General features: G+C 34.1%; 27 protein-coding genes and 2 rRNA genes. All 29 read right to left on the reverse strand.

Annotation, left to right across the window (positions count from 1 at the left end; genetic code table 11):
* Window positions 1–19: 19 nt before the first annotated feature.
* On the reverse strand, window positions 20–298 hold the full coding sequence (locus AC1RRU_RS10125) for an RNA-binding S4 domain-containing protein (protein WP_011276755.1): 279 nt from the start codon (window positions 296–298) through the stop codon (window positions 20–22).
* Window positions 295–1,485 (reverse strand): MazG nucleotide pyrophosphohydrolase domain-containing protein, encoded by a 1,191-nt coding sequence (locus AC1RRU_RS10130; protein WP_011276756.1) that lies wholly within the window; start codon window positions 1,483–1,485, stop codon window positions 295–297. The genes AC1RRU_RS10125 and AC1RRU_RS10130 overlap by 4 nt, the downstream gene beginning before the upstream one ends.
* Window positions 1,485–3,017: a polysaccharide biosynthesis protein gene (locus AC1RRU_RS10135; RefSeq protein WP_029376684.1), complete on the reverse strand. Its 1,533-nt coding sequence runs from the start codon at window positions 3,015–3,017 to the stop codon at window positions 1,485–1,487. Before AC1RRU_RS10135 ends, AC1RRU_RS10130 begins: the two co-directional genes overlap by 1 nt.
* Window positions 3,018–3,081: 64 nt before the next feature.
* Window positions 3,082–6,591 (reverse strand): transcription-repair coupling factor, encoded by a 3,510-nt coding sequence (gene mfd, locus AC1RRU_RS10140; RefSeq protein WP_046464819.1) that lies wholly within the window; start codon window positions 6,589–6,591, stop codon window positions 3,082–3,084.
* Window positions 6,588–7,160: an aminoacyl-tRNA hydrolase gene (gene pth, locus AC1RRU_RS10145; protein ID WP_011276759.1), complete on the reverse strand. Its 573-nt coding sequence runs from the start codon at window positions 7,158–7,160 to the stop codon at window positions 6,588–6,590. Before pth ends, mfd begins: the two co-directional genes overlap by 4 nt.
* 168 nt (window positions 7,161–7,328) lie before the next feature.
* Window positions 7,329–7,994, reverse strand: coding sequence for a 50S ribosomal protein L25/general stress protein Ctc (locus tag AC1RRU_RS10150; RefSeq protein ID WP_011276760.1), 666 nt, complete (start codon window positions 7,992–7,994; stop codon window positions 7,329–7,331).
* A 183-nt stretch (window positions 7,995–8,177) separates the two neighbouring features.
* Window positions 8,178–9,143, reverse strand: a complete 966-nt coding sequence (locus AC1RRU_RS10155) for a ribose-phosphate diphosphokinase (protein WP_011276761.1) — start codon at window positions 9,141–9,143, stop codon at window positions 8,178–8,180.
* 111 nt (window positions 9,144–9,254) lie between these two features.
* Window positions 9,255–10,610 (reverse strand): bifunctional UDP-N-acetylglucosamine diphosphorylase/glucosamine-1-phosphate N-acetyltransferase GlmU, encoded by a 1,356-nt coding sequence (gene glmU / locus AC1RRU_RS10160; protein WP_011276762.1) that lies wholly within the window; start codon window positions 10,608–10,610, stop codon window positions 9,255–9,257.
* 207 nt (window positions 10,611–10,817) lie between these two features.
* A complete protein-coding gene (gene spoVG, locus AC1RRU_RS10165) occupies window positions 10,818–11,120 on the reverse strand; it encodes a septation regulator SpoVG (protein ID WP_011276763.1) in 303 nt (100 codons plus the stop codon).
* Window positions 11,121–11,187: 67 nt separating this feature from the next.
* Window positions 11,188–11,568 (reverse strand): RidA family protein, encoded by a 381-nt coding sequence (locus AC1RRU_RS10170; RefSeq protein WP_011276764.1) that lies wholly within the window; start codon window positions 11,566–11,568, stop codon window positions 11,188–11,190.
* Between the two features lie 17 nt (window positions 11,569–11,585).
* Window positions 11,586–12,410 (reverse strand): pur operon repressor, encoded by an 825-nt coding sequence (gene purR, locus AC1RRU_RS10175; protein WP_011276765.1) that lies wholly within the window; start codon window positions 12,408–12,410, stop codon window positions 11,586–11,588.
* A gap of 16 nt (window positions 12,411–12,426) precedes the next feature.
* Window positions 12,427–13,275, reverse strand: coding sequence for a 4-(cytidine 5'-diphospho)-2-C-methyl-D-erythritol kinase (gene ispE / locus AC1RRU_RS10180; protein ID WP_011276766.1), 849 nt, complete (start codon window positions 13,273–13,275; stop codon window positions 12,427–12,429).
* A 316-nt stretch (window positions 13,276–13,591) separates the two neighbouring features.
* Window positions 13,592–13,855, reverse strand: coding sequence for a biofilm formation stimulator Veg (gene veg / locus AC1RRU_RS10185; RefSeq protein WP_011276767.1), 264 nt, complete (start codon window positions 13,853–13,855; stop codon window positions 13,592–13,594).
* Window positions 13,856–13,954: 99 nt separating this feature from the next.
* A complete protein-coding gene (gene rsmA, locus AC1RRU_RS10190) occupies window positions 13,955–14,845 on the reverse strand; it encodes a 16S rRNA (adenine(1518)-N(6)/adenine(1519)-N(6))-dimethyltransferase RsmA (RefSeq protein WP_037570160.1) in 891 nt (296 codons plus the stop codon).
* A gap of 3 nt (window positions 14,846–14,848) precedes the next feature.
* The gene (gene rnmV, locus AC1RRU_RS10195; RefSeq protein ID WP_011276769.1) at window positions 14,849–15,397 is read right to left on the reverse strand and encodes a ribonuclease M5; all 549 of its coding nucleotides are present in this window, start codon (window positions 15,395–15,397) and stop codon (window positions 14,849–14,851) included.
* Window positions 15,398–15,539: 142 nt separating this feature from the next.
* A complete protein-coding gene (locus AC1RRU_RS10200; protein WP_016931266.1) occupies window positions 15,540–16,310 on the reverse strand; it encodes a TatD family hydrolase in 771 nt (256 codons plus the stop codon).
* 29 nt (window positions 16,311–16,339) lie between these two features.
* On the reverse strand, window positions 16,340–18,319 hold the full coding sequence (metG, locus tag AC1RRU_RS10205; protein ID WP_053022156.1) for a methionine--tRNA ligase: 1,980 nt from the start codon (window positions 18,317–18,319) through the stop codon (window positions 16,340–16,342).
* Between the two features lie 251 nt (window positions 18,320–18,570).
* Window positions 18,571–19,413: a 16S rRNA (cytidine(1402)-2'-O)-methyltransferase gene (gene rsmI / locus AC1RRU_RS10210; RefSeq protein WP_053019350.1), complete on the reverse strand. Its 843-nt coding sequence runs from the start codon at window positions 19,411–19,413 to the stop codon at window positions 18,571–18,573.
* Between the two features lie 2 nt (window positions 19,414–19,415).
* Complete coding sequence (locus tag AC1RRU_RS10215; protein WP_037536987.1) at window positions 19,416–19,664, reverse strand: GIY-YIG nuclease family protein; 249 nt, start codon at window positions 19,662–19,664, stop codon at window positions 19,416–19,418.
* Window positions 19,657–20,382, reverse strand: a complete 726-nt coding sequence (locus tag AC1RRU_RS10220) for a tRNA1(Val) (adenine(37)-N6)-methyltransferase (RefSeq protein WP_053019349.1) — start codon at window positions 20,380–20,382, stop codon at window positions 19,657–19,659. Before AC1RRU_RS10220 ends, AC1RRU_RS10215 begins: the two co-directional genes overlap by 8 nt.
* Window positions 20,383–20,537: 155 nt before the next feature.
* Window positions 20,538–20,936, reverse strand: coding sequence for a DNA replication initiation control protein YabA (gene yabA, locus AC1RRU_RS10225; RefSeq protein ID WP_053019348.1), 399 nt, complete (start codon window positions 20,934–20,936; stop codon window positions 20,538–20,540).
* Window positions 20,937–20,951: 15 nt separating this feature from the next.
* A complete protein-coding gene (locus tag AC1RRU_RS10230) occupies window positions 20,952–21,755 on the reverse strand; it encodes a PSP1 domain-containing protein (RefSeq protein ID WP_048668043.1) in 804 nt (267 codons plus the stop codon).
* Between the two features lies 1 nt (window position 21,756).
* Window positions 21,757–22,683, reverse strand: coding sequence for a DNA polymerase III delta subunit-related protein (locus AC1RRU_RS10235; RefSeq protein WP_048668044.1), 927 nt, complete (start codon window positions 22,681–22,683; stop codon window positions 21,757–21,759).
* Window positions 22,684–22,953: 270 nt separating this feature from the next.
* Window positions 22,954–23,283, reverse strand: a complete 330-nt coding sequence (darA, locus tag AC1RRU_RS10240) for a cyclic di-AMP receptor DarA (RefSeq protein WP_011276778.1) — start codon at window positions 23,281–23,283, stop codon at window positions 22,954–22,956.
* A gap of 33 nt (window positions 23,284–23,316) precedes the next feature.
* Window positions 23,317–23,928: a dTMP kinase gene (tmk, locus tag AC1RRU_RS10245; protein ID WP_037552627.1), complete on the reverse strand. Its 612-nt coding sequence runs from the start codon at window positions 23,926–23,928 to the stop codon at window positions 23,317–23,319.
* A gap of 1 nt (window position 23,929) precedes the next feature.
* The gene (locus tag AC1RRU_RS10250) at window positions 23,930–25,270 is read right to left on the reverse strand and encodes an aminotransferase class I/II-fold pyridoxal phosphate-dependent enzyme (RefSeq protein WP_070663169.1); all 1,341 of its coding nucleotides are present in this window, start codon (window positions 25,268–25,270) and stop codon (window positions 23,930–23,932) included.
* A gap of 23 nt (window positions 25,271–25,293) precedes the next feature.
* Entirely contained in the window at window positions 25,294–25,827 is a 534-nt protein-coding gene (locus AC1RRU_RS10255; protein ID WP_011276781.1) for a GNAT family N-acetyltransferase, read from the reverse strand.
* 199 nt (window positions 25,828–26,026) lie between these two features.
* Window positions 26,027–26,141 (reverse strand): 5S ribosomal RNA (rrf, locus tag AC1RRU_RS10260).
* 71 nt (window positions 26,142–26,212) lie between these two features.
* Window positions 26,213–26,304: ribosomal RNA gene (locus tag AC1RRU_RS10265) — 23S ribosomal RNA — on the reverse strand; the annotation flags it as partial.

The following is a 26,304-nucleotide window of genomic DNA, read 5'->3' on the forward strand; positions in this document are numbered from 1 at the left end:
GCTTGTCACCTCCTTCAGTCTATTCTTCTTCAAATTGATTCTGATTAATACGTTCTTCTTTAATTAAATCGTACATACCTTTAGCATTTTCTTTAGAAGCATGTTCGCTTAAACCAGTTACTTTAACTGTAACAAGCTTTTGTCCGAAACGAATAACTAATTCATCTTCTACCTTAACATCTGTTCCAGCTTTAGCTACATTCCCATTAATGGTAATACGTCCTTGATCACTTATCTCTTTCGCTAAAGTACGACGTTTAACAAGTCGCGATACTTTTAAATATTTATCTAATCTCATGAATCTTTCTCCCCTTGTTGCAAAAAGTTTCTAAGGGTTTCTTCATCAAAATCCTTATTTTTGGTTTTATCATACAATGCCATGAAGTGGTCTGCAAATACTTTCTCAAATTTAACTCGTGGTGCTTTACCTTCTTTACTTTTAGCTGTCTGCCAAATGTCATTTAGTTCTTCTATCGATGCTGCTTTTTCATCACCAAAAATATGTGGATGACGACGAATCATCTTAGCACTTAAGCTTTCAATGATTTCTTGAATGTCCATATAGCCTTCTTTTTTGCCAATACTTGCATGTAAGAGAACTTGAAGTAAGATATCTCCTAATTCTTCTATCATGTGCCAATCATCTTCATTATCAATTGCTTCGAATAATTCAAAGCTTTCTTCCAATAGATAGCGTTTGAGGGAGGCATGAGTTTGAACACGATCCCATGGACAACCAGTTTCATCATCGACTAAGCGATCTATAATCTCTACTGCATAATCAAAGTTTCGATATAATACTTCATCATTTGTCACTTTAGGAACGTAGACACTTGTTAAATTATTAAATGCGTCTTCGTGATGATCAAGTTCAAATAGAGGTACCTCTAGTACAGAGGCGCCAGTGCTATGTGCGCCAGTCACTATTTTGACTGGAAAATCATCTGGATAATGTTCCATCAAAGTAATTTTAATATCTGCTGCAACCATAGCACTATATACCTGAGTAATAAGTGTATGTGTACGCACATTTAATAACTGTTCGGTCAATGCCGTACCATCTAACAAAGTGAAACCATCGTTAGGATCTTGGTTAATCGCTGCGAAGATATCATCAATAAAACTTTTACCACCTAGCATTTTAACATTCACGTCTTGATGATGGTCATTGTAGTCTAACAACTTGGCCGTCGTTGTTTCAGCTACACGTGGATGTCCAGGTACGGCATAGACAACATCTTGTGATTGCGCTTTTTCTATTAATACATCAACAATTTGTTGATACACAGAATCGAAATCTTCATTCTTTTCATAAATAGTATCAAAACTTTCGAATTTAAGTTCATCTTGTAATTGATTAATTACAGGATGGTCTAGTGTCCTAGTATAAACAAGCGGTTGTTGTATTAAAAAACGATATATACCGAGTGGCAACTCATCTAAACCGTAGTTTCCTAAACCAACAATTGTAATTGTATGTGTCATTAATGTCGTCCTTTCTTTATATGATAAAGCTTTTCGCCAAATGGCAAATGTTTTAATTCTTTATAACCTAAGATGTTCATATATATAACTAATATTAATAATACGGCAATGCCTATGATTGCCACAACAACTAACTCTATAAGTCCACCTATACGTCCCACTTGAGGTAATATCTGCATAATAATTTGAATGATTATCGTCATGATGACAAGCGCAGTAAACATTTTCAAAATGAATGGTTTCATTTGACTAAAGTGATACTGCTTAAGCACTTCTTTATGCAATATAATTACAAAACAAATAAGGGACAAAACAGTGCTAATACTAGCGCCAGCAATACCATAATGATGAATCAATAGGACGTTGAGTATCGCTTTCACTACTAAGCCAATAGTTACACCAATCAATATCGGACGAATGCAATTGAGTACTTGTAATAATGCAATATCCATCATTATAAGCGATACACAGATAACCGTTAACATATAGAATCCAAGTGTAAAACCTAAACTATTGGTCTTAAAGAAGACTGCATTCATCATAGGTAATAAATTAATTAATCCTATACCAGCTGCTGAACTAATTAATATAGTGATTTTAAGCGATGCATTAGCGTAACGATTCATTTTAATTTGATTTCGTTGTTCGATTGCTTCAGTTAAAAGTGGGATTAACACAAAACTAAAAGTTGTCGTAACAATTAAACCCATTTGTATAAATGAAGCACCACGATCATAAATTCCTTTTTGCATGATTGCTTCTTTAAAATGTAGGCCGTGTGATTGTAGTGTATGAACGATTGTAAAGCTATCTATAAATTGCCATAATATGACCAATAATTGGCTCAATGCAAATACAAGTGTAGCCATAAGTAAGTCTTTCCAAGGTATATTTGCTGATAAATTCTGCATCTTAAAAGAGAAAGGTTTCATAACTATTAAAAAGAGACTTGAACCTAAAAAACCAAGTGCAGAAGCTAAAATAGCAATCGTTCCTGCTTGATATATCGACCAATCTTTAATCATAAATAAACCAATGGCTACAATGATGAGACCAACACGAATGATTTGTTCAATAACCTGGGAAATAGCGGGTATATTCATACGTCTTTGACTTTGATAATAACCACGACACACACCTAATATACCAATAAATAAATAACTCAAACTTGCCATTCGTATCATAGGTGCAAGTCTTGAATCTCCCATCAATATAGCCACTGGGTGCGCTAATAATAAGAGCATTAAAAATATTACTATGCCTAACGTTTGAAATCGTATTAGCACTTTTGAAAACGAAGACGGTTGTCCATTAATACCCAGCGTTTGCGTTACCGCACTTGGAATAGCATTCATAGATAAAATCATACCTAGCGCCACAATTGGATATATTTGTTGATAAGCATACAACCCAGTATCTCCGAGAACATTTTGGTAAGGCACTCTGTAAATTGCACTTAAAATTTTAACTATGATGAGTGCAAGGGTTAGAATCACAACGCCATTGAACGCTGTGTAGTTAGAGGGTTCAATGTGTTTGAACTCGTTTGAACTCTTAGATGATAACGATTGTGTAGATTTAGATTCTGATATGCTTTTAGTTTTCATCTTCAATAACCATACTTCCTTCAAGACATCTCACAAGGAATTTCAAGTTATCTAACCATTGCTTAGACTTGGTAAGTGTTACATGCATGCGATTTTCTTTAACACCTAGTTTCATTGCACGTCCTAAAGGTTGTGTTTGTTTAAACAGTTCTTCACCGTTCATTTGTTCTGTTGCTTTCGTTGATAATGACACTTCAATTTGCTTACCTTTATCTTTAATTAAAGTTACCCCTGCATGTAGCGCATGTATTTTAATTTCAACCATTTCAAGTAAACGTTCAACTTCAACTGGATAATCATTGAATCGATCTATCAATTCGTCTTTAATATCAAATAATTGTTCTTCTGTTTCAACTTTACGTAGTTTTTTATAAATTTCAATTTTTGCTTGCTCATTTTGAATGTATTCTGCAGGTAAATAGGCATCTAAGTTGAGTTCCATTTCTACTTCTGGTGCATCTGGTTCTTCTTCTTTAATTCCACGTTTTTCATTAACCGCTTCTTCTAACATTTGTGAATACAAGTCAAAGCCAACCGAATCAATAAAGCCGTGTTGTTGTTTACCTAGTAAGTTTCCGGCACCACGAATATTTAAATCACGCATAGCAATTTTGAATCCTGAACCCAATTCAGTAAATTCTTTAATAGCTTGTAATCTTTCTTCTGCAGTTTCAGTTAGCACTTTATTCGCAGAATGTAAGAAGTATGCATAGCCAATTCGACTTGAGCGTCCTACACGACCGCGCAATTGATACAATTGGCTTAATCCAAAGCGATCTGCTTCTTCAATGATTAGAGTATTCGCGTTAGGTACATCTACACCTGTCTCAATAATCGTTGTAGTCACTAAAATATCAAATTCGCCATTAATAAAGCTTAGCATTGTTTCTTCAAGATCACGTTCTGTCATCTGACCATGTGCAACGGCAATATTAGCATCCGGCATTAACATCTGTAATTGTTCACGCTTTTCATAAATGGATTGAACTCTGTTGTATAAATAGAATACCTGTCCATCACGTGATAATTCTCGTTCTAAAGCTTCTTTAATAAAATTACTATTTTGTTCTAACACATAAGTTTGTACAGGGAAGCGATTTTCTGGAGGTGTCTCAATGACTGATAAATCCCGTACTCCTAGCATACTCATGTGTAAAGTTCTAGGAATAGGCGTTGCAGTTAACGTCAGTACGTCTACATTCGTCTTCATTGTCTTAATACGTTCTTTATGACGTACACCAAAACGTTGTTCTTCATCGACTATTAATAATCCTAAATCTTTATAATGAATATCTTTGCCTAATAATTTATGTGTTCCAACAACAATATCAACGTATCCTGATTTAAGACCTTCTTTAGTTTCTTTGACTTCTTTAGTTGAACGGAATCGACTAATCAATTCAATTTGTACTGGAAAATCCTGCATTCGTTCAATTAACGTTTCATAATGTTGTTGCGCTAAAATCGTTGTAGGTACAAGAAATGCAACTTGTTTCCCTTCCATTACTGCTTTAAAAGCTGCTCTAACAGCAACTTCTGTTTTACCATAACCTACGTCACCACATAATAGACGATCCATTGGTCGCTCGCGTTCCATATCACCTTTAATTTCGTCTATCGATTTCGCTTGGTCAGGCGTTAATTCATATGGGAAGTCCATTTCAAATGCACTTTGCTCAGCGGTATCTTCACCATATTGATAACCTACCGACATTTCACGTTCTTTATATAATGCGATTAATTCATCAGCAATATCTTCGACACTTTGTTGAACTTTAGCTTTTGTTTTCTTCCATTCTGAGCCACCAAGTTTATTTAATTTAGGCGACTTATCTTCTGAAGCAACATATTTTTGAACTTGATCCATTTGATCGACTGGTACAAAGAGTTGGTCTGTGCCTTTATATTGCAATTTAATATAATCTCGGTGAACATCTCCAACTTCTAAAGTTTCAACACCAAGATAACGCCCTACCCCATGATGTACATGTACGACGTAGTCACCAACATTAAGGTCTTGATATGACTTGATTTTTTCAGCATTAGATAAAGTTTTAGTACGTTTACGCTGTTTCTTTTGTTTTGTTTTGAACAATTCTCTCTCAGTTATAACAACAAGTTGCATATAAGGTAATTCGAAACCTTCTGAAAGACTGCCCTCTGTAACGACGACTTGGCCAGATTTAATGTCATTGTGAACATTAGTAACAGTTGGTATATGCATCTCATTCAACATCGATTGAATTCGTTCAACTTTCGTTTCAGTTTCAACTAACACCACGATATGATAGTCGTTGTGTACATAGCGTTGGAATTCAGAACGCATAATATCGTATTGCCCATAAAACTGTTGTACTGGTTTACAAGAAAACTTAATAATATGTTGTAACTGAACAGGCATAGTGGACGTAAACAAAGTGAAGTACGTCACTGGATAATCCTTCAATAACGACTCAAAACCATCATATTGCATAAATGATTGACCGATAAATCCGTTTCCACTTTCTATTAAGTTCTGAATGAAATCGTCCACTTCAGTTGTTAGCGTCTTTTCAGTTTCTTTAATGCGATTATATTCGTCAGCTACAATGATGGCGTCTTTTGCAAAATAGTCAATAAGCGTTGAAGGTTGCTCGTACATAAATGCCACCAAACGACGTAATAATTGATGATCAAAAAACGTTGTTTCAAATAACTTGAAACTTTCATATGTCTCTTTCAAATCATTACGAACAGACTTGTCAATTTTTGGTCGTGTTGCTTCATATGCGGTCTTCAATTCTGATTGTAAATGTTGAATGACATCATCTGTAATAACGTAATCACTTGCTGTTGTGATTGAAACTTCTTCAATATTGTCATTTGAACGTTGCGTCTCAACATCGAAGTCACGAATTGAATCAACTTCTGTATCAAACAATTCTATTCGAACAGGTTGACCTATGAGTGGGTAAATATCGATAATGCCTCCACGCAATGAGAACTCGCCTATATGTGATACAACACTCTCGCGACGATATCCCATATTCACTAATTTATTTAAGAATTCATCGACATCTATATCCTCGCCTACTCTAAGCGTAATTTGATGATCTTTCCATAGTTCAAATGGCGTGAGCCACTTTTTCAATCCGTTCAAAGGAACGATAAATAACCCTTTCTTATTATGAGCTAATGCAGTCAGTGTTCTTACACGTTCACTCATAAGTTGAGGGCTTTGCGTTGAAAATTCTTCAGTCATAATATCTTGTACAGGATATTTATAAACTTCAGAATGATCGATATATTGTAAAATATCAGTTTCTAATTTATCTGCTTGATATAAGTTGTTAGTGATTAACAACATTTGTTTTTGATCTTTTAGATACTTTTCAGCGATAATCGTAGCTTTCGCAGAGGGAGAGAGACCAGTAACAAGAATGTTTTGATGACCGAATACATCATCGAGTTCCTGGAAACGTTTATCATTTTGAATATAGTCTGAAATGATAGGTCTCAATTGACTTCTCCATTATATTGATTCATTACATGGTCGAAGCGTGAACTTTCAATAAAAGCTTCCACAGCGTGTGCTGAATGTTCAATCACTTTATCCATAGTAATCATCTCTTCTTTTGAAAATTTCTGTAATACATAATCAGGTACTGACATACCATTCGTCGGTCTCCCTACGCCAATACGAATTCGTTTAAATTGATCTGTACCTAAATGTTTAATGATAGACTTCATACCATTATGTCCTCCAGCGCTACCTTTTTGACGCAAGCGGATTTGACCTTGAGATAAATCTAAATCATCATACAAGACGATTAAATCTTCCACTTCAACATTATAGTAATCCATTAATGGCCCTACTGCTTCACCAGAAAGATTCATCATAGTCATTGGTTCAATAAATAGAACCTTGTCACCATTTAAACGTTCAATAGTATAAGCACCTTTAAATTTTTGTTTATCTAATGAGAAATTATGTTTCTTCAAAATGTAATCAATGACTTCAAAACCGATATTGTGTCTTGTTAACTCAAATCGCTTGCCTATATTCCCAAGACCCACAATACATTTCATACGATGTTACCTCCATTGTGATTCATTTATAACGACTAACTGAATAGAATTGTGCATATATCAATTATTCATTATTTTATAACATTCCCTATAATAACACAAAAAGGGAGTAGAACAGAATTCATTAAGAATTCATGTTCCACTCCCATAAAGATAACAATCAACGAATTATTCTTCGTCTTTATTTTCTTCTTCGCTATCTTCTTCTTTTTCTTCACCAACTACTTCAGGTTCTTCAGTTGCTGCTTCACCTTCCATAGCTTCAACTTCTTCTTCAGTAGGTTCATCAGTTGGAGGAACTACTGTTACAACAGATTCTTCTGGGTCGTTTTCAATTGTGAAATCGCCAGAAACTTTAATATCTGAAACTGAGTAGCTGTCATTAACTTCTAATTCAGTAATGTCAACTTCAATTGATTCAGGGATATTTTCTGGAGTTGCTGTAACTTGTAAGTCGAATAATGGTTGTTCAACTACGCCACCTTCTTTAGCACCAGCAGCTTCACCTACTAAGTGAACTGGTACATCAACAGTACGTTCTTCAGTCATGTTGATTGCTAAGAAGTCGATGTGTGTAATTTGGTTTTTAAGTGGGTCGAATTGATAATCTGACACCATAACTTTGATTGATTTAGAACCAACGCCTAAATCGATAACACCGTTACGTCCTACTTCACGGATAACTTTGATGAATTCAACTTCATCAACTTTAACTGAAGTATTTTTAGTACCATAACCATAAACTACTGCAGGTACTTTACCTGTATTACGTAATTTTTTAAGGTCAGAACGTGTTTGTTTACCTTGACGGATGATTGACTTTAATGAAGCCATTCGTATTTCCACCTTTCATTTTCAAGTCTAGATACTTATTATCGTGAGAATATAAAGTTCTGGACTTCCCTTCACTTACCCATCAACTTTATAAGTTGCTTGCAAGTGTTTATTAGTTCGTAAAACCACGAACGAATGTATTATACACGGTTGAAATGTATAAGTCAAACGCAATTGTAAACTTTAGTCAAATAATACACTTACTGATTCACGTTCATATACTCGAATAATTGCTTGAGCAAGTAATCCAGCTACTGATAATTCTTTAGTGTTTGATGGTTTACGTGTGTCATCTAATAAGATTGAATTTGTAACGATTAATTCTTTAATTGCTGAATTCTCGATACGCTCCTTAGCAGGACCTGATAAAACTGGGTGTGTACAACAAGCATACACATCTTTAGCACCTTTATCTTTTAAAGCTTGCGCAGCTAAAGTGATTGTTCCTGCTGTATCAATAATGTCATCAATAATAATCGCAGTGCGTCCTTCAATTTCACCAACAATATTCATTACTTCTGCTACGTTTGGTTTAGGACGTCGTTTATCAATAATTGCAATCGGAGTTTTTAAAATGTCAGCAAGTTTACGTGCGCGTGTAACGCCACCGTGGTCCGGTGATACTACGACACATTCTTCTGGGTCAATGTTAGGGTCATTCTCAAAATGTTGACCAATGATTGGTACACCCATTAAATGGTCAATTGGAATATCAAAGAATCCTTGAATTTGTGGTGCATGTAAATCTAATGCAATCATGCGATTAGCGCCAGCTGTTTCAATTAAGTTAGCTACTAACTTAGCTGTAATAGGTTCACGGCTACGTGCTTTTCTATCTTGACGTGCATAGCCATAATATGGAACCACAATATTGATATTAGCTGCTGATGCACGCTTACAAGCATCAATCATAATCAATAACTCCATCAAGTGTAAATTAACCGGATTTGAAGTTGGTTGGATAATGAAAACATCACATCCACGAATACTTTCTTCAATATTGATTTGAATTTCTCCATCGCTAAAGCGTTTAACAGAACATTTCCCTAATTCAATCCCTACTCGATCAGCTACCTCTTGTGCTAATGGCTCATTTCCTTTTAAAGAGAAAATCTTTAAAGATGAATTCTTGTATTCATTATTTAACATTTATAGTCCTCCAATTTTTAACTTAGACACTTTCATTATATAAAAAATTAATCGCTTTTACTATGTTCAACAAAAAATTGTGGAAAAGAGATACCAAATTTTATCAAAAAATTATTTTTTGAGATATCCTTCTTTTGTGATTTGACGGGCACGCGCAAGGGCTAAACTTTCATTAGGGACGTTGTCGGTAATTGTTGAACCTGCAGCGATTAACACACCGTCACCAACAGTTACAGGTGCCACTAAGTTAGTATTACATCCAATAAATGCATCTTTACCTACAACCGTTTTAAATTTATTAACACCATCATAATTAACTGTGATAGAACCACAACCAATGTTTGTACGTTCACCGATTTCAGCATCTCCAATATAACTTAAGTGAGATACTTTAGCCCCATCTTTGAGATCTGCTTTTTTCACTTCTACAAAGTTACCCACTTTAACATCTGAACCTAAGTTTGAACCAGGTCTTAGTTGCGCGAATGGTCCAACTTTTGTTTTATCACCAACGATTGAATCATTAATAACTGATTGTTTAATGTCAACTTGTGAGCCAATATGACTATTGTTGATTTCAGAGTATTGACCGATGACAGCTTCTTCTCCTATTACTGTTTCACCATTAATACGCACACCAGGTTCAATAATTGTATCCATACCTATTTTGACATCTGGTCCAATAAATGTAGTTGTAGGGTCGATAATAGTTACACCATTTCTCATATGCTCAATGTTAATACGTTGTTGCAACGCCTTTTCCGCATTACTTAACATGACACGATCATTTACACCCATAATCTCATTAAAATCGTCTGTGTGATAAACTTCAGCGACGCCATTTTCAGCTAAGATTAAGCTGATCACATCTGGCAAGTAGTATTCACCTTGAGCATTATCATTTTTAACTTCTTCTAATTTAGAGAAAAGAACTCGATTATCGAACGCAAAAATTCCAGAACTAATTTCAGTTAATGCTTTTTGTGCTTCTGACGCGTCTTTTTCTTCGACAATACGTTGTAGTCTACGTTGTTCATCGCGAACAATTCGCCCATAACCAAACGGAATCTGAGCAGTTGCTGATAATACTGTCGCTTGCGCATGAGTACTTTCATGATGCTCAATTAACTTTTGTAACGTATGAGCTGTAATGAGTGGTGTATCTCCACAAACAACTAAAGTTGTACCTTCCACTTCTTTCAAATGTTCGTTAGCCATCTTTACAGCATGTGCTGTTCCCAATTGTTCTTCTTGATAGCTATATAACGATTGGTTCCCCAATGTTTCTTTAACGTCTTCAGCGCCATGACCTACAATTGTCACGATTTGGTTAACACCAGCATTCTTAACATTTGTTAACACATGTTCTACCATTGATTTTCCAGCAACTTTATGTAGCACTTTATATTTATTTGATTTCATTCTAGTACCTTTTCCAGCTGCTAATATTACCGCATTTCTTTGCATGAGTGATAACCCTCCAATAAATTTACACTTCTAATTTATTATAATTTAACTCAAGTTCGAGTTTCAAGATTTAGAAGATTTTATAATTTAGTCTATTTAAATTTTCAAAATATGTATTCATTAGTAGAATGCTTTATACCACACTTGATATTTAAAAAGCAGGTTCAACAAATTTAAATGCTGAACCTGCCATAATGTATGATTTATTTAAGCTTCGTCTGAATCTTCTGATGAAGCATTTTTATCTGGAATAACTTCATCTGTTTCGTCATATACTTTCATAACGGCATCTTGAATTTCTTGTCTCATATCAGAGTTGATTGGATGCGCGATATCACGGAATTCACCATCTGGTGTACGTTTACTTGGCATAGCAACGAAAAGACCTGAGTTCCCTTCAATTACACGTAAATCGTGAATAACAAAAGCTTCGTCTAATGTAATTGAAACAAGTGCTTTCATTCTGCCATCTGTTTGTATTTTTCTAAGTCTAACATCTGTCACTTTCATGTAGTGAGCCCCCCTAGTATATATATCTTTGTTTGTTAGAAGCTTGACAATTCTTTAATCAAGGAAATTATATTCCTTTTACTTTACCTACAACTTCAATTTCAACTTTAACGTCTTTCGGTAATCGTGCAACTTCAACACAACTACGCGCTGGTTGATGTTCACTGAAATAACTACCATAGACTTCATTTATTTGTTGAAATTCATTCATGTCGGAGATAAAAATGGTTGCTTTCACAACTGAGTTTAAATCCGAACCAGCTTCTTCAAGTACGACAGACAAATTGTCTAGCACTTGTTTTGTTTGCTCTTTCACATCATCACTGACAATATTCCCTTCAGTATCTAATGGGATTTGTCCAGATGTGAATACTAAATTATTCACAACCATAGCGTGTGAGTATGGTCCTAAAGCTTCTGGTGCTTTGTTAGTGTTAATTGTTTTCATGATGTAATAAACTCCTTTTAAGAAAATTTAGACAAACTATTGCCAGGTTCTACTTTAAATTCCTGATTGTATTCATCAACATCAGATAATTTAACTAAAGAAGTATAATCCTCAATCAATCTTTGTTTAACTTCTTTTGATTCTACAAGTACAGATACCCCTTTAACTTGTGCCTTAAACTCATTCATAAGATTCATGACACCGTTGATTGAACCTCCTGCTCTCATAAAATCATCCACGACAAGTACATTAGAATTTTCAGCTAATGTACGTTTAGAAAGCACCATCGTTTCGATCTTACGAGAAGAGCCAGACACGTAGTTAATCGATACAGTAGATCCCTCAGTAACTTTATTGTCTTTTCTAATTACTACTACAGGTAAATTTAATACGTTAGCTACCGCATTGGCAAGTGATATCCCTTTTGTAGCGATTGTCACAACCGCATCAAGATCTTCTTCCATATAAATGCTAGCAATTAATTTACCAACTTTATTAAGTAAAGAAGGGTTACCAACTAAATCTGATAAGAAAAGATATCCACCGGGTAATAATCGTTCTTTTTCTTGGAGTAGTTCAATAACTTCTTCAACAATTTCCGAAGCCTCTTCTTTACTCATCATTGGTTTGTAAGTTACACCACCACTCGCACCTGCAGTCGTAATAACTGTACCTAGCTTTTCTTTTTGGAAAGTATTCTTAATAATTTGAACATCTTCACTAATTGAAGACTTCGCTTGTTTAAATTTTTTCACAAAAAAAGTTAAAGGTATTAACTGATTTGGATGATTCATTAAATACTGTGTCATAAAGACGATACGTTCACTTCTTTTATACCTCATTTGTTGTTCAACCCTTCTATCCTAATAATCTTACTAAATACACTTCATTACAGCAGCCATTAACAGCATTATATATCTTTTTCGCTTGGCTTTCTTTTTGAGCAAGCCCATATACGGTTGGACCACTACCACTCATTAATGCGCCATCTGCACCACATTGCAACATATTATTTTTTATTTTTTTAATTTCAGGATGCATTGACATTGATACTGGTTCTAGACGATTCGATAAGCTTTCACATAACTGTTTATAATCACCTTCAACAATCGCCTTCTCGCACATTTCTGTATCTACATGATGTGCATCATCCAAATCTAACGCCTTGAATACATCCGCGGATGATATACCTAAATTAGGTTTCGCTAAAACTACCCAAGCTGAAGGTGGCTTTTTTAAAAAGCGTATCTTTTCACCTCTACCTTTGCATACAGCAGTTCTGTTATAGATGCAAAACGGAATGTCTGTTCCAATTTGTATTCCCAAATCACTTAGTTCATGCAAAGATTTATCCAAATTAAACAGCCGATTAATACCACGCATCGTAGCAGCTGCATCAGCTGATCCTCCTGCTAAACCGGCAGATACAGGAATATCTTTATCTATAGTAATGGTGACACCTTCATTTAAATCATAGGTTTCCATCATCAATTGTGCTGCACGATAAGCCAAATTTTTATGATCATTTGGAACATAGTTATGTTCAATATCAACAACGATTTTTTTATCTTTTCTTTTTTGGAAAGATAATCGATCGTTCAGATCAACTGTCGTCATAATCATTGCAATTTCATGATATCCATCATCTCTTTTGAAAAGTGTATCGAGCGTCAAATTTATCTTGGCTGGTGCCGTTTCATATATCATTTTTCCGCCCTCTCTTCATCTATAGTAATAAGATGATTTTAACACAAAGACTTAAAATATTTGATAGATACATGACAAATTTATGTAAAATCTTAATAAAACAATCAATTTAATCTACTAATATACGTTTTCTAATGAAATTATATTATTTTTAAGTAAAATGATTGGAAGTGATATAGAAACATTCACTGTCTCACGTTCGACGCATATCTTAATCTTCTACAAAAAAAGAGTGTTGAACTTAATAAGCCCAACACCCAATACATTTTAATTATAGAGTTGTAGTACACTAAACCACTCTATATTTATGTCTAAATTAGTGTGCAACTACTTCTTGATGATTATCTTCTTCAAATGAAACTTGTACGTTCTCTGTAAGAACATCCGTATATGTATACGAAACTCTTTCAAAATTATGCTTATCTTGGTCTAATTCAACAACGAATACTGAAGGATACGTTTCTTTTAACACACCGCAACGTTCGATTGTTTTTTTACGACCACCGTTGGCTTTTAGTACAATACGATTTCCTAAATGACAATCAATAGAATTTTTGATGTCCAAAATTGATTTTGGCATATTGCTCCACCTCGCTACAAGTTACATAATACCATATCTCGCAAGGTTATGTCAAATAAAATTTAAATTTTATCAATGTAGTAGCGCTTTGTCAACAATTTAATTTTCTAATTCTGGGAAATTTTTCTTTTCTTCATACAATCGTGCAAAATCTTGTATTGATAGCGTTTCCCCGCGTCTTTTAGGATCAATACCTGTTTGTGCAAGCCATTTTAATATACTTTCTTTATGTTTTTTTCCATCTTTAAAGAAATTCTGATAATTGTTGTTGATTGTTTTACGTCTTTGCGCAAAAGCTGCTTTAGCTAATTTAAAGAAAGTTTCTTCGTCATCCACGCTAACGAGTGGCGTCTCTCTTTGCATTAATTTAACAACAATAGAATCTACATTAGGTGGTGGCATAAAAACTGATTTAGGAACCGTTAGCACTTTACTTGTTTCTGTATAGTACTGTGTAACGATAGATAATGAACCATAAGCCTTTGTTCCTACTTGTGCATTTAAGCGTTCACCAACCTCTTTTTGCATCATAACAACATAACCATCAATCGGAATATCTTGTTGCATTAAATTCAGTAAAATTGGTGTTGTAATATAATATGGTAAATTAGCTACGACCATGATTTTGTCACAATCATTCAAATACGTTTTAACCGCCTTACCAATGTCTGCTTTCAATATATCTTCGTTAATTATCGTAACATTGTCATATGGCGCTAGTGTTTCTTTTAGTACAGGTATAAGTCGTTGATCAATTTCAAATGACATCACCTTTTTAGCTCTTTTAGCTAATTGCTCTGTTAAAGACCCCATACCGGGTCCAACTTCAATAATACCTGTGTTGTCGTCAATTTCACTCGCATCTATAATTTTATGAATGATATTCACATCTACTAAGAAATTTTGTCCTAAACTTTTTTTAAAGTTAAATCCAAACTGATCTAACAGTGCCTTAGTTCTTGAAGGTGTCGCAATATCTTTTCTCTCCACCTTTTATTCACTCTCCTTTTCCATAGATAACGCTTCGCGCACATCCGATTCAGTATAACCAAATGCATTGAGTTTCTTAAGCAGTTGCTTGCCATTTGAATGTCCGATGTGTAATTTACGACCTAGTATTTCTCTTTTACGACGTGCGTCTTTACCAATTATTAATCCTAAGTCTATGAGAACACTTTTGTCGATTGATTCTTCCGCTTCTTCAAAAGGAGAACTGACGTGCATTAATGCGTCTCTAATATCTTTTGGATGCGCATGTTCAACGCCGATTTTACCACGCTTATTTTTAGCCTTTTCTCTATCTAAGTATGCATGTTTAACACCTGAAACGTGTTCTGTAATCGTGTGACGTATTTTATCACCGGGAAAGTCAGGATCAGTTAATACGATAACACCTCTTGTTTCTTGTGCATTTTGGATGACTGCTAAAGTCTCTTTATTGATTGCACTTCCATTTGTTTCAATCGTATCACATTCAACAGCCGACTTTACTCGTTCAGTGTCATCTCTACCTTCTACTACGATAAATTCATTGATTTTCATAATAAAAATCCTAACCTTTCAAATTCATTTCACATATATTATAACTACTTATCACATAAAAAATGAGAAAGATGTCGTGTGTCATGTTTATAAAATCATACCATGACAGACACGGTTTAACATCTTTCTCAGACATATATTATTATTTTAATTTAAATAAACGTTCAGCATTTTCCGTAGTTTGACGACATACATCTTCATATGACATACCACGTAATTCTGCAATTTGTTCAGCAACTAAAGTCACACGTTCTGGTTCATTACGTTTACCTCTATATGGATGAGGTGAAAGATAAGGCGCATCTGTTTCAACTAACAATCTATCCATAGGCACATGTTTTGCGACTTCTTTAGGTTGCTTAGCATTCTTAAATGTAACTGGACCCCCTAAAGAAATATGGAAGTTCAGTTTATTAATAACTACATCTGCAATTTCAGGAGAACCACTGAAGCTATGCATAATTCCGCCTACTTCTTCAGCATGTTCTTCCATTAAGATATCTACACAATCTTGCGTAGCTTCGCGATTATGAATAATGATAGGCAAGTTCACTCTTTTAGCGAGAGCAATTTGCTTTCTAAATACGTCTTTTTGAACATCAGCTGGAGATTTATCCCAATGATAATCTAAGCCCATCTCTCCAATACCAATAACTTTAGGATGTTGTGATAATTCTTCAATCCATTGTAAACGTTCATCTGTAAAATCAATCGCATCAACAGGATGCCAACCGATAATTCCATATATAAAATCATATTGTTCAATCAGTTCCATAGCACGTTCAATTGTCGGTGTATCAAAACCAACGACAAACATGCGATCAACGCCTGCTTCTCTCGCACGAGAAATGACTTCAGTTAAATCTTCCGCATATTGTTCATCATTTAAATGGACATGTGTATCGATTAACATTTTATCTCTCCTAATTTTACAATTTATTACTATTTAATAACTGCACCATTTGGAATTGCACTTGGTAAACTAACTAATGTTAAGACACCATCTTTTTCAGCTGATAAAATCATGCCTTCTGACTTTTGACCCATTAATTTAGCAGGTTTTAAGTTAGTGACCACTGCAACTTTTTTACCGATAATATCTTCTGGACGATAAAACTTAGCGATTCCAGAAACAATTTGACGTTGCTCTAAACCTAAGTCAATTTGAATTTTTAACAATTTATCAGACTTTGGAACGTTTTCAGCATCAGTAATTGTTGCTGCTTTAATTTCAACTTTATCAAAATCTTTAATATCAATTTGCGCTTTACTTGGCTCTTCCACTTCATCTTTAGATTCTTCAGACTTTGGAGGTTGCATTGATTCTTTAATATATGCAATTTCCGCTTCAGTGTCTAAACGTGGGAAGATTGGTGTTGGCTTCTCAGTTACCATAATTGGTTGTTTTAATGCACCATATTGTTCAAGACTTTCTAATTCAAATAATTCAGGTTCATTAATATTCAGTTGTTTGAAAATTTCTTTAGGTGCATGTGTTAAGAATGGACGTAGTAACACTGCAGCATATCGAATATTTTCAACTAAATGTGCCATGACATTACCAAGCATATCTTTTTGACTATCATCCTTAGCTAATACCCATGGTGTAGTCTCATCGATATATTTATTTGTACGACTAATAAACTTCCATACAGTAGATAAAGCTACAGAGAATTGGAAACTTTCCATACTTTCATTGAAATGTTTCACAGTTTCATGTGCTAATGCTTCCATATCTTCTTCTAGTTCATGTTTAGGACCTTCATATGCAGGCAGTTCACCTTGGAAATACTTATTAATCATAGAGATTGTACGATTTACTAAGTTACCTAAGTCATTTGCTAAATCATAGTTAGTGCGCTCTACAAAAGCTTCAGGAGTGAATACTCCATCAGAGCCAAATGGTAGTTCGCGCATTAAATAATAGCGTGTTGCATCAAGACCATAGCGGTCAATTAATACGTTAGGATCTACCACATTACCTTTAGATTTACTCATTTTACCGTCTTTCATCAGAATCCAACCATGTGCAAATACTTTTTTAGGAAGCGGTAAGTCTAACGCCATTAATAAAATTGGCCAAATAATTGAGTGGAAACGTACAATTTCCTTAGCCATTAAATGCACATCTGCTGGCCAATATTTCTTGAATAATTCATCATCATCTGATAAGTATCCTAATGCAGAAATATAGTTTACTAACGCATCAATCCATACGTATACAACGTGTTTAGGATTGGATGGCACTCTGACGCCCCAGTCAAATGATGTACGTGAAACAGCTAAATCTTCTAAACCAGGTTTAATAAAGTTGTTAATCATTTCATTTTTTCTTGAAGGCGGTTGAATGAAATCTGGATTAGCATCATAAAATTCTAATAATCTATCTGTGTATTTATTAATATTAAAGAAATAGCTTTCCTCTTTAACTAACTCAACCTCATGACCTGAATCTGGGCTTTTTCCGCCAACGATTTTGCCATTTTCATATATTGGATCTACTAATTGCGATTCAGTGTAATATGTTTCATCTGGTACTGAATACCACCCTTCATACTCACCAAGGTAAATATCACCTTGTTTTAAAAGACGCTCAAAAACTTTTTCTACTACTTGTTTATGACGATCTTCTGTAGTACGAATAAAGTCATCATTAGAGATTTCTAACTTACTCCAAAGACTTTTAATACCACTGATCATTTCATCTAAATATTCTAATTCAGTTTTACCTACTTTTTGAGCTTTTTCTTGAATTTTTTGGCCATGTTCATCTGTACCAGTTAAGTAACGAACATCATAACCTTGCATACGTTTATAACGTGAAATCACATCACCAGCTACTGTTGAATATGCATGACCGATATGCAAATTACCACTCGGATAATAAATTGGGGTTGTAATATAAAATGTTTCTTTCGCCATCAATAGTCCTCCTCATCGTTTACAAAATAATAATATATACGTGTTATTTTGTTCATTATGGATTTTGATACTTAAACGCATCACGATATCCTTTTATATTAAGTTATTTCTTATTATAACTCATATCAATTTTCTAATGTCGTATCCTATTAACATTACCATAAATTCATTAATTTATGGGGTATTTCATAAGATTTTTATTGCCCATTTTCCCAGAAAAATATTTAATTAATCAACGTTTCATTGCCACATCATTGATTGACATCATGATATATGTCATAAACTTCTCCAGTCTTCATATGACGATCTTCTGCGACTAACTTAATCGCCTTTTTAGGTTTAATATTTTGTTCTGATATATAGTGTTCGACATGCTCTGAAATGGTAAGTGATTGAAACCATTGTTCAGTTTCAAGAGGCTTAGCGCCCTCAATCAATATTACAAATTCACCTTTTTGCATAATTTCATCGTTTTGAAATGCATTTATTAAGTGCTCAACTTCTTGCATCATAATTTGTTCAAACTTTTTAGTTAATTCACGACCGACTGCAACACGTCTAGTATCATCAACTTTAGAAATGGCTTTTAACGTTTCAACAACACGGAATGGTGACTCATAAATAATTAATGTGCTATCTTGAAACATTCGTTCCTGTAATACTGCTACTTTATCTTTTTCTTTTCTAGGTAAAAAGCCTAAAAATGTATACGTATAGGATGGTAGGCCACTTGCCATTAGTGCAGTTAAACCTGCATTAGGACCAGGCACGGTTTCTACATGAATGTCATAACTGTGGGCTGCAACGACCAACTCATAACCCGGATCGCTTATTAAAGGTAAACCTGCATCTGACACTAAAGCGATATTGTAACCTTCATTTAACAAGTCAATTAAATACTCAGTTTGCTGCGACTTATTATGTTCATGATATGATTTGAGAGGTGTTTGAATATCATAATGATTGCAAAGCTTTTTGGTCACTCGTGTATCTTCACAAGCTATAAAATCAGCATTTTTTAAAGTTTCAATTGCACGAAATGTAATATCACCTAGATTTCCTATAGGCGTTCCCACTAAATATAATGTCGCCATATTTAACGCTCCTCAATCATTTTTAATTTTTGTTGTCTGCTATATGTTTTAATTTCATACTCTCTTCGCATTGCTTCTGATTTTGAACTAAACATTTCTTGATAAACTAACACTACCGGACGTCTTGTTTTAGTATATTTAGCCCCTTTTCCTGCATTATGAGTCGCAATACGTGCCTCTACATTGGTAGTATAACCCGTATATAATGAATTATCTTTGCATTTAACTATATAAACATAATGTTTAGCCATAATACACCTCTTTCATTTCATCAGTATAGTCACCCTGATTGTTATAGATGTAAAATGGTGGTGCAATGGTTAATCCCTGGTTACCGTTTTTGCGTCCCTCTACTACAATCGTAACAGCCGATTTATCAATTTTACTATAAATAAAAACCACTCGTTTCGGTTCAATACTGGCTTTGCGCATCTTAGTTAAGACATCCATTAACCTTTCAGCTCGATGAACCATCATAAGTCGACCACCTTGCTTTAATAAATGACGCGCTGCCAACATACAATCCTCTAATGTACACATAATCTCATGTCTCGCAATCTTATGCGCCTCTTTTTGATGTTGATGACGTTGATTGCTTTTAAAATAAGGAGGATTACACGTGACTAACGTATATTGAGATGGTTTAAAGTTTTGGTACACATCTTTTAAATCCATGTGATGCATTAATAATCGATTCGTTAAATCGTTATATTCGAAGCTACGGCGAGCCATATCAGCCAATTGTTCTTGTATCTCGATACTCTCAATTGTTTGCGATCCTTTAGCTGATAACAAGAGTGCAATCACACCATTTCCCGCGCAAAGGTCTAATATTTTGTCATTCTTCCTCACTTCGGTAAAATGCCCTAACAATAAAGCATCTGTTGAAAATGAAAAAACATCGTCATTTTGTATAATTTTCAAATTTTCTTTAAATAAGTCATCAATACGCTCATTAGCTTTTAACATAATTTTTTCTCCTAAAAAAGAGATGTCTTTACAACACATCGTTATATTTCAAAGTGTTGAAATCCATCCCTAATCATTAGCGTACGCTTTAATCAATTTCACTTTACATTTGCGACGTACTGTCAATCCACTGGCAATATCAACTGACCAATGGTCTAACTATTTAATACATTCATACATAGTAAACAATCCTCACCATATCGGTGTTTACCAAATAATTCTCCATTACAAATATGGAATCCTTCGCTATATAATACTGCTAAGTTATCCTTACTTGGCAATGGTTTCTTAACATGTTTAATTGAACTTTTATTATCTCTTTCCTTACTCATTGACTTGTTGTCTTTTTCAATACGATTGGTAACTCTGACATCTTCAACCTCTTGTTCACTCTTAGCCATCAATGATTTTAAATTATCATTTTCAACTTGTAAGGCAACATTTTCTTCAATAAGTTGGATAGATAATGCTTTCAGTTCACTCATTTCCTGATTTAATTGATTAACATTACTTTCAAGTTTTACAATTTTTTCAAATAAGTCATTGCGATTCAAAAGTAACGTGCCTCCTTAATTAAAAGCTTCTAATTCTTCCATTTTATATTCTAACGGCTGTTCTAAACCATCGATTTTAACTTGCATTGAAATATCTAGAATATTCAACCCAATGACTTGTCCTTTGCCTTCAGGTGTCACAATTTTGTCCCCTAAATCAGGCAACTGTGCTCTTGCCTCTTCATAAAAATCATTTTCATATTTTAAACAACACATCAATCGACCACAAGCACCAGAAATTTTAGTAGGATTTAATGACAGATTTTGATCTTTAGCCATTTTAATTGAAACCGGTTCAAAATCCCCTAAAAATGTGGCACAACATAGTGAACGACCACATGGACCGATACCACCTAGTAATTTGGCTTCATCTCGAACACCGATTTGTCTTAATTCGATACGTGTCTTTAAATTTTGTGCTAAATGTTTTACGAGTTTACGAAAATCAATACGATCATCTGCTGTAAAATTAAAAATTACTTTTGATTTATCTAATGTATATTCACAATTAACTAATCGCATATCCAGTTGCTGTTCTTTAACTAAGTCTTTACATAATTGTAATGCATTAGTGGCATCTTCATCATTTTGATAATACGTTTCGATATCTTGCTCTGTAGCAACGCGTATAATTTCTTTTAAAGGTAATGTAACATCACCATCTTCAACATCTTTAGGTAGAAACTTTACACTTCCAATTTCAATGCCTCGTTTAGATTCGACAACAACCCAATCATCTACATTTACGTCTAAATCATTAGGCGCATAATATTCCAATTTCCCTGCTTTCTGAAATTGTACACCTACGATATTTGGCATTCTAACTCACACCTTTGATTACTATTTGTTCAAATACAAGCGTCGGATTAACATTTTGCATTAATTTTTTGTGCGCTTCTGTAATTTGGTCGTACATTGTTATAACTTGGTTTAGCGATAACTGATTCGCATATTTTTCTATATTACCTTTTAAATCTGTGTATGTAAAATCTCGTTCAATTCCTATTTTGGCATGCATAATATCCTCAAAAAACGCGTTAACGGCTGCTAGCGTTAGTAATTGTAACTTACGATTTTTCGCATTTTTTAATAAATCTATTATTCCAATTAATGCCATAGGTCTATTCGTTAATAATAAGTCACACCAATGTAAGATCACTTTCCTAAGTGTAACTAAATCATGTTCTTCATTTAAATCTATTGCAGTTTCTAGTTGCGTAGTATAGGTGCTTAGCATTTCAGCTACAGCTCTATTAATATCTTCATCAACTAATCTATCTATAAAGTCTTGTTTATCACTTGGTTTAAAATAAACATGCTGACAACGTGAATGAATTGTATCTAAGATTTGTTCTGGCTTCGTTGATAACAAAATGGCTATCGTATTCTCAGGTGGTTCTTCTAAAAACTTTAATATACTATTTTCCCCTTGAACAGTAAGCTTTTCAAAATCTTCAATGATATAAACTTTATGTGTTCCTTCAATAGGAAGTTGATTCATACGATGTACCAATTGCTCAATTTGCTCTTTCTTAATTGAATTTTCTTCAGAAGATACATACATGAAGTCTGGTTGGTTGAAGGTTTCAACTTTCATTTCACATTGCTGATTCCCATTACATAGAATAAGTTTTGCAAATTCCATCGCTACATGCTTCATTGATTGTGCATCATCACCTTCAAAAAGGTAGGCATGCGATAGTTTATTTGAATGATACGCATTCGCTAATTTTTGTTGTTCATCCATGCTTGCTTACTCCTTATTCAACTTTATAATATAAAAGAGGTTAGGACCAAAGCATTTAGAATTTATGCAAACTTACCGATTAGCAAAATTATATTTCAAATTTTGTCGAATCGAGTTTCTCTACAACTTAACATGTTGCAAAAAAGTTTGCTAAATCTGCCTTCAAACACCGTCTATCAGTGTTCCAGAGCATAAGCCATAATGTCCCAACCTCGAATATTGTTTATTCATCTAAGGTGTCTTAATTTCATTATTCATTACTTTTAAATGTTAAAATCTATGGAATGATTCGACTGGCATTACAAATACTGTAGCGCCTCCTACTTCCACTTCAACAGGATATGGTATGTAAGAATCTGCACTACCTCCCATTGGTGTCATTGGTGAAACAAGTTGATCTCTATTACCGCAAGTATGATCAATGACTGATAAAATATCATCTACACGGTCATCATCTACACCACATAAGAAAGTAGTGTTACCTGCTCTTAAAAATCCACCAGTAGTTGCTAATTTTGTAGCTCTAAAGTTATTTTTTACGAGTTGGTCTGAAAGTTCTTGACTATCCTGATCTTGAACGATCGCTATAATCATTTTCATCTTAAAACACCTCTTCTTGTTATTATATCATAATTATTTTAAAAAATTTAAGATTATCTCATAAGTTTCATTGACTACATCATCAATATTACGTGTCGCATCTACCACTGCAAAACGCTGAGGTGTTTCTTGAATGATTTGTCGATATCCTTCAATCACCTTCTCGTGAAATGCAATATCTTCTTTATCAAGCCGATTTTGATCTCGTTGATTTTTAAGTATTCTATCTCTACCGACTTCTGCCGTAATATCTAAATAAATGGTTAAATTTGGATAAAGACCATTTATTGCAAAATCATTTAATTGCTTCACTTCTTCAATACCTATACCCCTTGCATAACCTTGATATGCAAGAGAGCTATCAATATATCTATCACATAAGACAATTTTATTATCATTTAACGCGGGCACAACTTTTTCTACTAGGTGTTCTCTTCTAGAAGCAGCAAACAACATTGCTTCTGTACGTATGTCCATATTTTCCCCTTCTAATACTACCTTACGTATTTCTTCACCAGTTGGTACTCCTCCAGGTTCTCTAGTAGCAATCAACTGATAATCCTGAGCTAACTTTTCAGACACACGTTGCAATACAGTTGTCTTACCTGAACCTTCAGGACCCTCGAATGTTATAAACGCCGACATTTTATTCATCCTTAACTAATATTTTTTCTTGTTTTATACCTTCAACTCTATCGCCTTTTTGAAGATATTCTCGCATTAATTTTATCATATTTTGGGTTATTCTTTCCCCTTTTAAATAAACAGGGATACCCGGTGGATATGGTATGATGTGCATTGCTAATATCTTACCTATCGATTGATCAATATCAACCCATGTTACGTTACCACTATCTTGTGGGAAGTATGTACCTTCATCTAACGGTATATGTATTGATGTTGATTGTTTAGTTGACAATGGACATGGTAGATTGATTTTAGTGATTTTGTTTAATAGTGTTTCAAATGGATACTTATCGTCCTCATGCCATAACGGCAATACAAATAAAACTTGCTTGTCGTCAGCTAATTCAATGTATATACCCATTTGTTCAAACCATGTTTGTATTTCAAATCCAGAATACCCTTGATACTGAATTAATAATTTTAAAGGATCACTTACACAAATAGTAGTTAATCCAATCATATTTAGCGTATCAATAAGTTGATTTCTTTTTTCAAAAAATAGCGTACTATCGTAATCAACATAAAATTGATGTGCTAGCTCAAGACTGGCCATCACTAAATATGAAGGACTAGAAGTCTGAAAGTATCCTAGATATCGCACTATTTCATCTTTCAATGGCGCATCTTTATGAATAAACAACATAGATCCCATCGTGAGTGCGGGCAATGTCTTGTGATAAGACTGCACAACATAATCCGCGCCACTTTCAAGTGCAGACTTTGGAAAGTTTTTTAAATTAAAATGTGCACCATGTGCCTCATCAACTAATACTGGTATAGCTTCACGATGTGCTCTATCTACAAATGCTCTGATATCAAAGCATTCACCATAATAGTTTGGATAGGTTACAATAGCTAACTTCTGATTATTAAATGTCATACTTTGTGTGTCTGGACCTAAATATTGACTACTATCATTACTCTTAGTCATTGCTATTATATCAGCAGGTTGCTGTACAATATCCAATCCATGAAAGACTGATTTGTGCACATTACGACTAATCAAATAATTTCCTTTTAATTTTGAAAATGACTGTATCACTGATAAAATTCCTGAGGTTGTTCCATTAATTAAGAAATATGCGTCATAGTCCGGGTGTTTATGAATATGTTGCATACTTTTTAATATGATATCTTCAGGGTGATGTAAATCATCAAGCCCTGTGATTTCAGTCATGTCCATTTTAAAGTCCAAATTTTTTACATTACCGATTGTTCCATTTTTGTGACCAGGTACATGTAATGAAATAGCATTTTCATTAATCAATTGAGATAATTTATGAAAAATTGGAAGTTCCATATTATACACACTTTCTTAATTGTTTAGCGCACTTGCGATAAATCATCATCACCATTGCGTTGCTCAATCCACTTTGTTTTCAATAGTCCCATGACATAACAATCTTTATACTTTCCTTGAGTATAAAAATGTTCTTTTAATTCACCTTCTATAATGAAACCTGCTTTTTTATATATGTGCACTGCTTTTTCATTATTCACATCCACATATAAATAAACTTTATTCAGGTTCAAGACTAAAAAGGCATAATCAATTGCCATTTTAAATGCTTTTTTAGCATAGCCTTTATTTCCAAATTGTGAATCTATAATAATTTGAATTTCACAATTTCTATGTACAAAGTTAATTTCCACTAGTTCTACAACACCGATAGACGTGTGATCGTCTTCAATAATGAATCTTCTCTCTGATTCATCTAAAATATGCTTTTGATATAACGTTTTTAACTCACTTAATGATTCATACGGTTCTTCAAACCAGTAAGACATAATCGTGTATTCGTTATTGAGATGATGTACAAATTGTAAATCTGTTTCTTCTAACGCTCTAATTTTCATTCTTAGCACTCCTTTAATTACAGTGTAGACAAGCGATTTAACTAAGTAAAGTAACTCAATACTTTAGTTTTAAACACTTACTCTTCGTAAAGCTACTACATTTTGATTTATTGATTTCATTAAACCTTCGGTTTTGTTTTTGTGCATAAAAAAAGAGACCTTTCGGTCTCGATATCGGCTCATCGCATTCATACGATTTGCCTGGCAACGTCCTACTCTAGCGGAACGTAAATCCAACTACCATCGGCGCTAAGGAGCTTAACTTCTGTGTTCGGCATGGGAACAGGTGTGACCTCCTTGCCATTGTCACCAGACAAGAGAATGATTATACATTCAAAACTAGATAGTAAGTAAATGATTTTGCTTCGCAAAACATTGAAATAAATTGATTAAGTCTTCGATCGATTAGTATTCGTCAGCTCCACGTGTCACCACGCTTCCACCTCGAACCTATTAACCTCATCATCTTTGAGGGAT

The sequence above is a fragment of the Staphylococcus sp. GW821-FHT11H10 genome (assembly GCF_058807855.1).

What these genes read in the sequence shown, in the direction of transcription:
- AC1RRU_RS10125 (WP_011276755.1), bottom strand. Translation starts at nt 298, where the DNA reads ATGAGATTAGATAAATATTTAAAAGTATCGCGACTTGTTAAACGTCGT.
- AC1RRU_RS10130 (WP_011276756.1), bottom strand. Translation starts at nt 1,485, where the DNA reads ATGACACATACAATTACAATTGTTGGTTTAGGAAACTACGGTTTAGAT.
- pth (WP_011276759.1), bottom strand. Translation starts at nt 7,160, where the DNA reads ATGAAATGTATTGTGGGTCTTGGGAATATAGGCAAGCGATTTGAGTTA.
- AC1RRU_RS10150 (WP_011276760.1), bottom strand. Translation starts at nt 7,994, where the DNA reads ATGGCTTCATTAAAGTCAATCATCCGTCAAGGTAAACAAACACGTTCT.
- AC1RRU_RS10155 (WP_011276761.1), bottom strand. Translation starts at nt 9,143, where the DNA reads ATGTTAAATAATGAATACAAGAATTCATCTTTAAAGATTTTCTCTTTA.
- glmU (WP_011276762.1), bottom strand. Translation starts at nt 10,610, where the DNA reads ATGCAAAGAAATGCGGTAATATTAGCAGCTGGAAAAGGTACTAGAATG.
- spoVG (WP_011276763.1), bottom strand. Translation starts at nt 11,120, where the DNA reads ATGAAAGTGACAGATGTTAGACTTAGAAAAATACAAACAGATGGCAGA.
- AC1RRU_RS10170 (WP_011276764.1), bottom strand. Translation starts at nt 11,568, where the DNA reads ATGAAAACAATTAACACTAACAAAGCACCAGAAGCTTTAGGACCATAC.
- purR (WP_011276765.1), bottom strand. Translation starts at nt 12,410, where the DNA reads ATGAGGTATAAAAGAAGTGAACGTATCGTCTTTATGACACAGTATTTA.
- ispE (WP_011276766.1), bottom strand. Translation starts at nt 13,275, where the DNA reads ATGATATATGAAACGGCACCAGCCAAGATAAATTTGACGCTCGATACA.
- veg (WP_011276767.1), bottom strand. Translation starts at nt 13,855, where the DNA reads ATGCCAAAATCAATTTTGGACATCAAAAATTCTATTGATTGTCATTTA.
- rnmV (WP_011276769.1), bottom strand. Translation starts at nt 15,397, where the DNA reads ATGAAAATCAATGAATTTATCGTAGTAGAAGGTAGAGATGACACTGAA.
- AC1RRU_RS10200 (WP_016931266.1), bottom strand. Translation starts at nt 16,310, where the DNA reads ATGTTAATCGATACACATGTCCATTTAAATGATGAACAATATGCGGAA.
- metG (WP_053022156.1), bottom strand. Translation starts at nt 18,319, where the DNA reads ATGGCGAAAGAAACATTTTATATTACAACCCCAATTTATTATCCGAGT.
- rsmI (WP_053019350.1), bottom strand. Translation starts at nt 19,413, where the DNA reads ATGGCGACATTATATTTAGTGGGAACGCCTATAGGAAATCTAGGTGAT.
- AC1RRU_RS10215 (WP_037536987.1), bottom strand. Translation starts at nt 19,664, where the DNA reads ATGGCTAAACATTATGTTTATATAGTTAAATGCAAAGATAATTCATTA.
- AC1RRU_RS10220 (WP_053019349.1), bottom strand. Translation starts at nt 20,382, where the DNA reads ATGTTAAAAGCTAATGAGCGTATTGATGACTTATTTAAAGAAAATTTG.
- AC1RRU_RS10230 (WP_048668043.1), bottom strand. Translation starts at nt 21,755, where the DNA reads ATGCCAAATATCGTAGGTGTACAATTTCAGAAAGCAGGGAAATTGGAA.
- AC1RRU_RS10235 (WP_048668044.1), bottom strand. Translation starts at nt 22,683, where the DNA reads ATGGATGAACAACAAAAATTAGCGAATGCGTATCATTCAAATAAACTA.
- darA (WP_011276778.1), bottom strand. Translation starts at nt 23,283, where the DNA reads ATGAAAATGATTATAGCGATCGTTCAAGATCAGGATAGTCAAGAACTT.
- tmk (WP_037552627.1), bottom strand. Translation starts at nt 23,928, where the DNA reads ATGTCGGCGTTTATAACATTCGAGGGTCCTGAAGGTTCAGGTAAGACA.
- AC1RRU_RS10250 (WP_070663169.1), bottom strand. Translation starts at nt 25,270, where the DNA reads ATGGAACTTCCAATTTTTCATAAATTATCTCAATTGATTAATGAAAAT.
- AC1RRU_RS10255 (WP_011276781.1), bottom strand. Translation starts at nt 25,827, where the DNA reads ATGAAAATTAGAGCGTTAGAAGAAACAGATTTACAATTTGTACATCAT.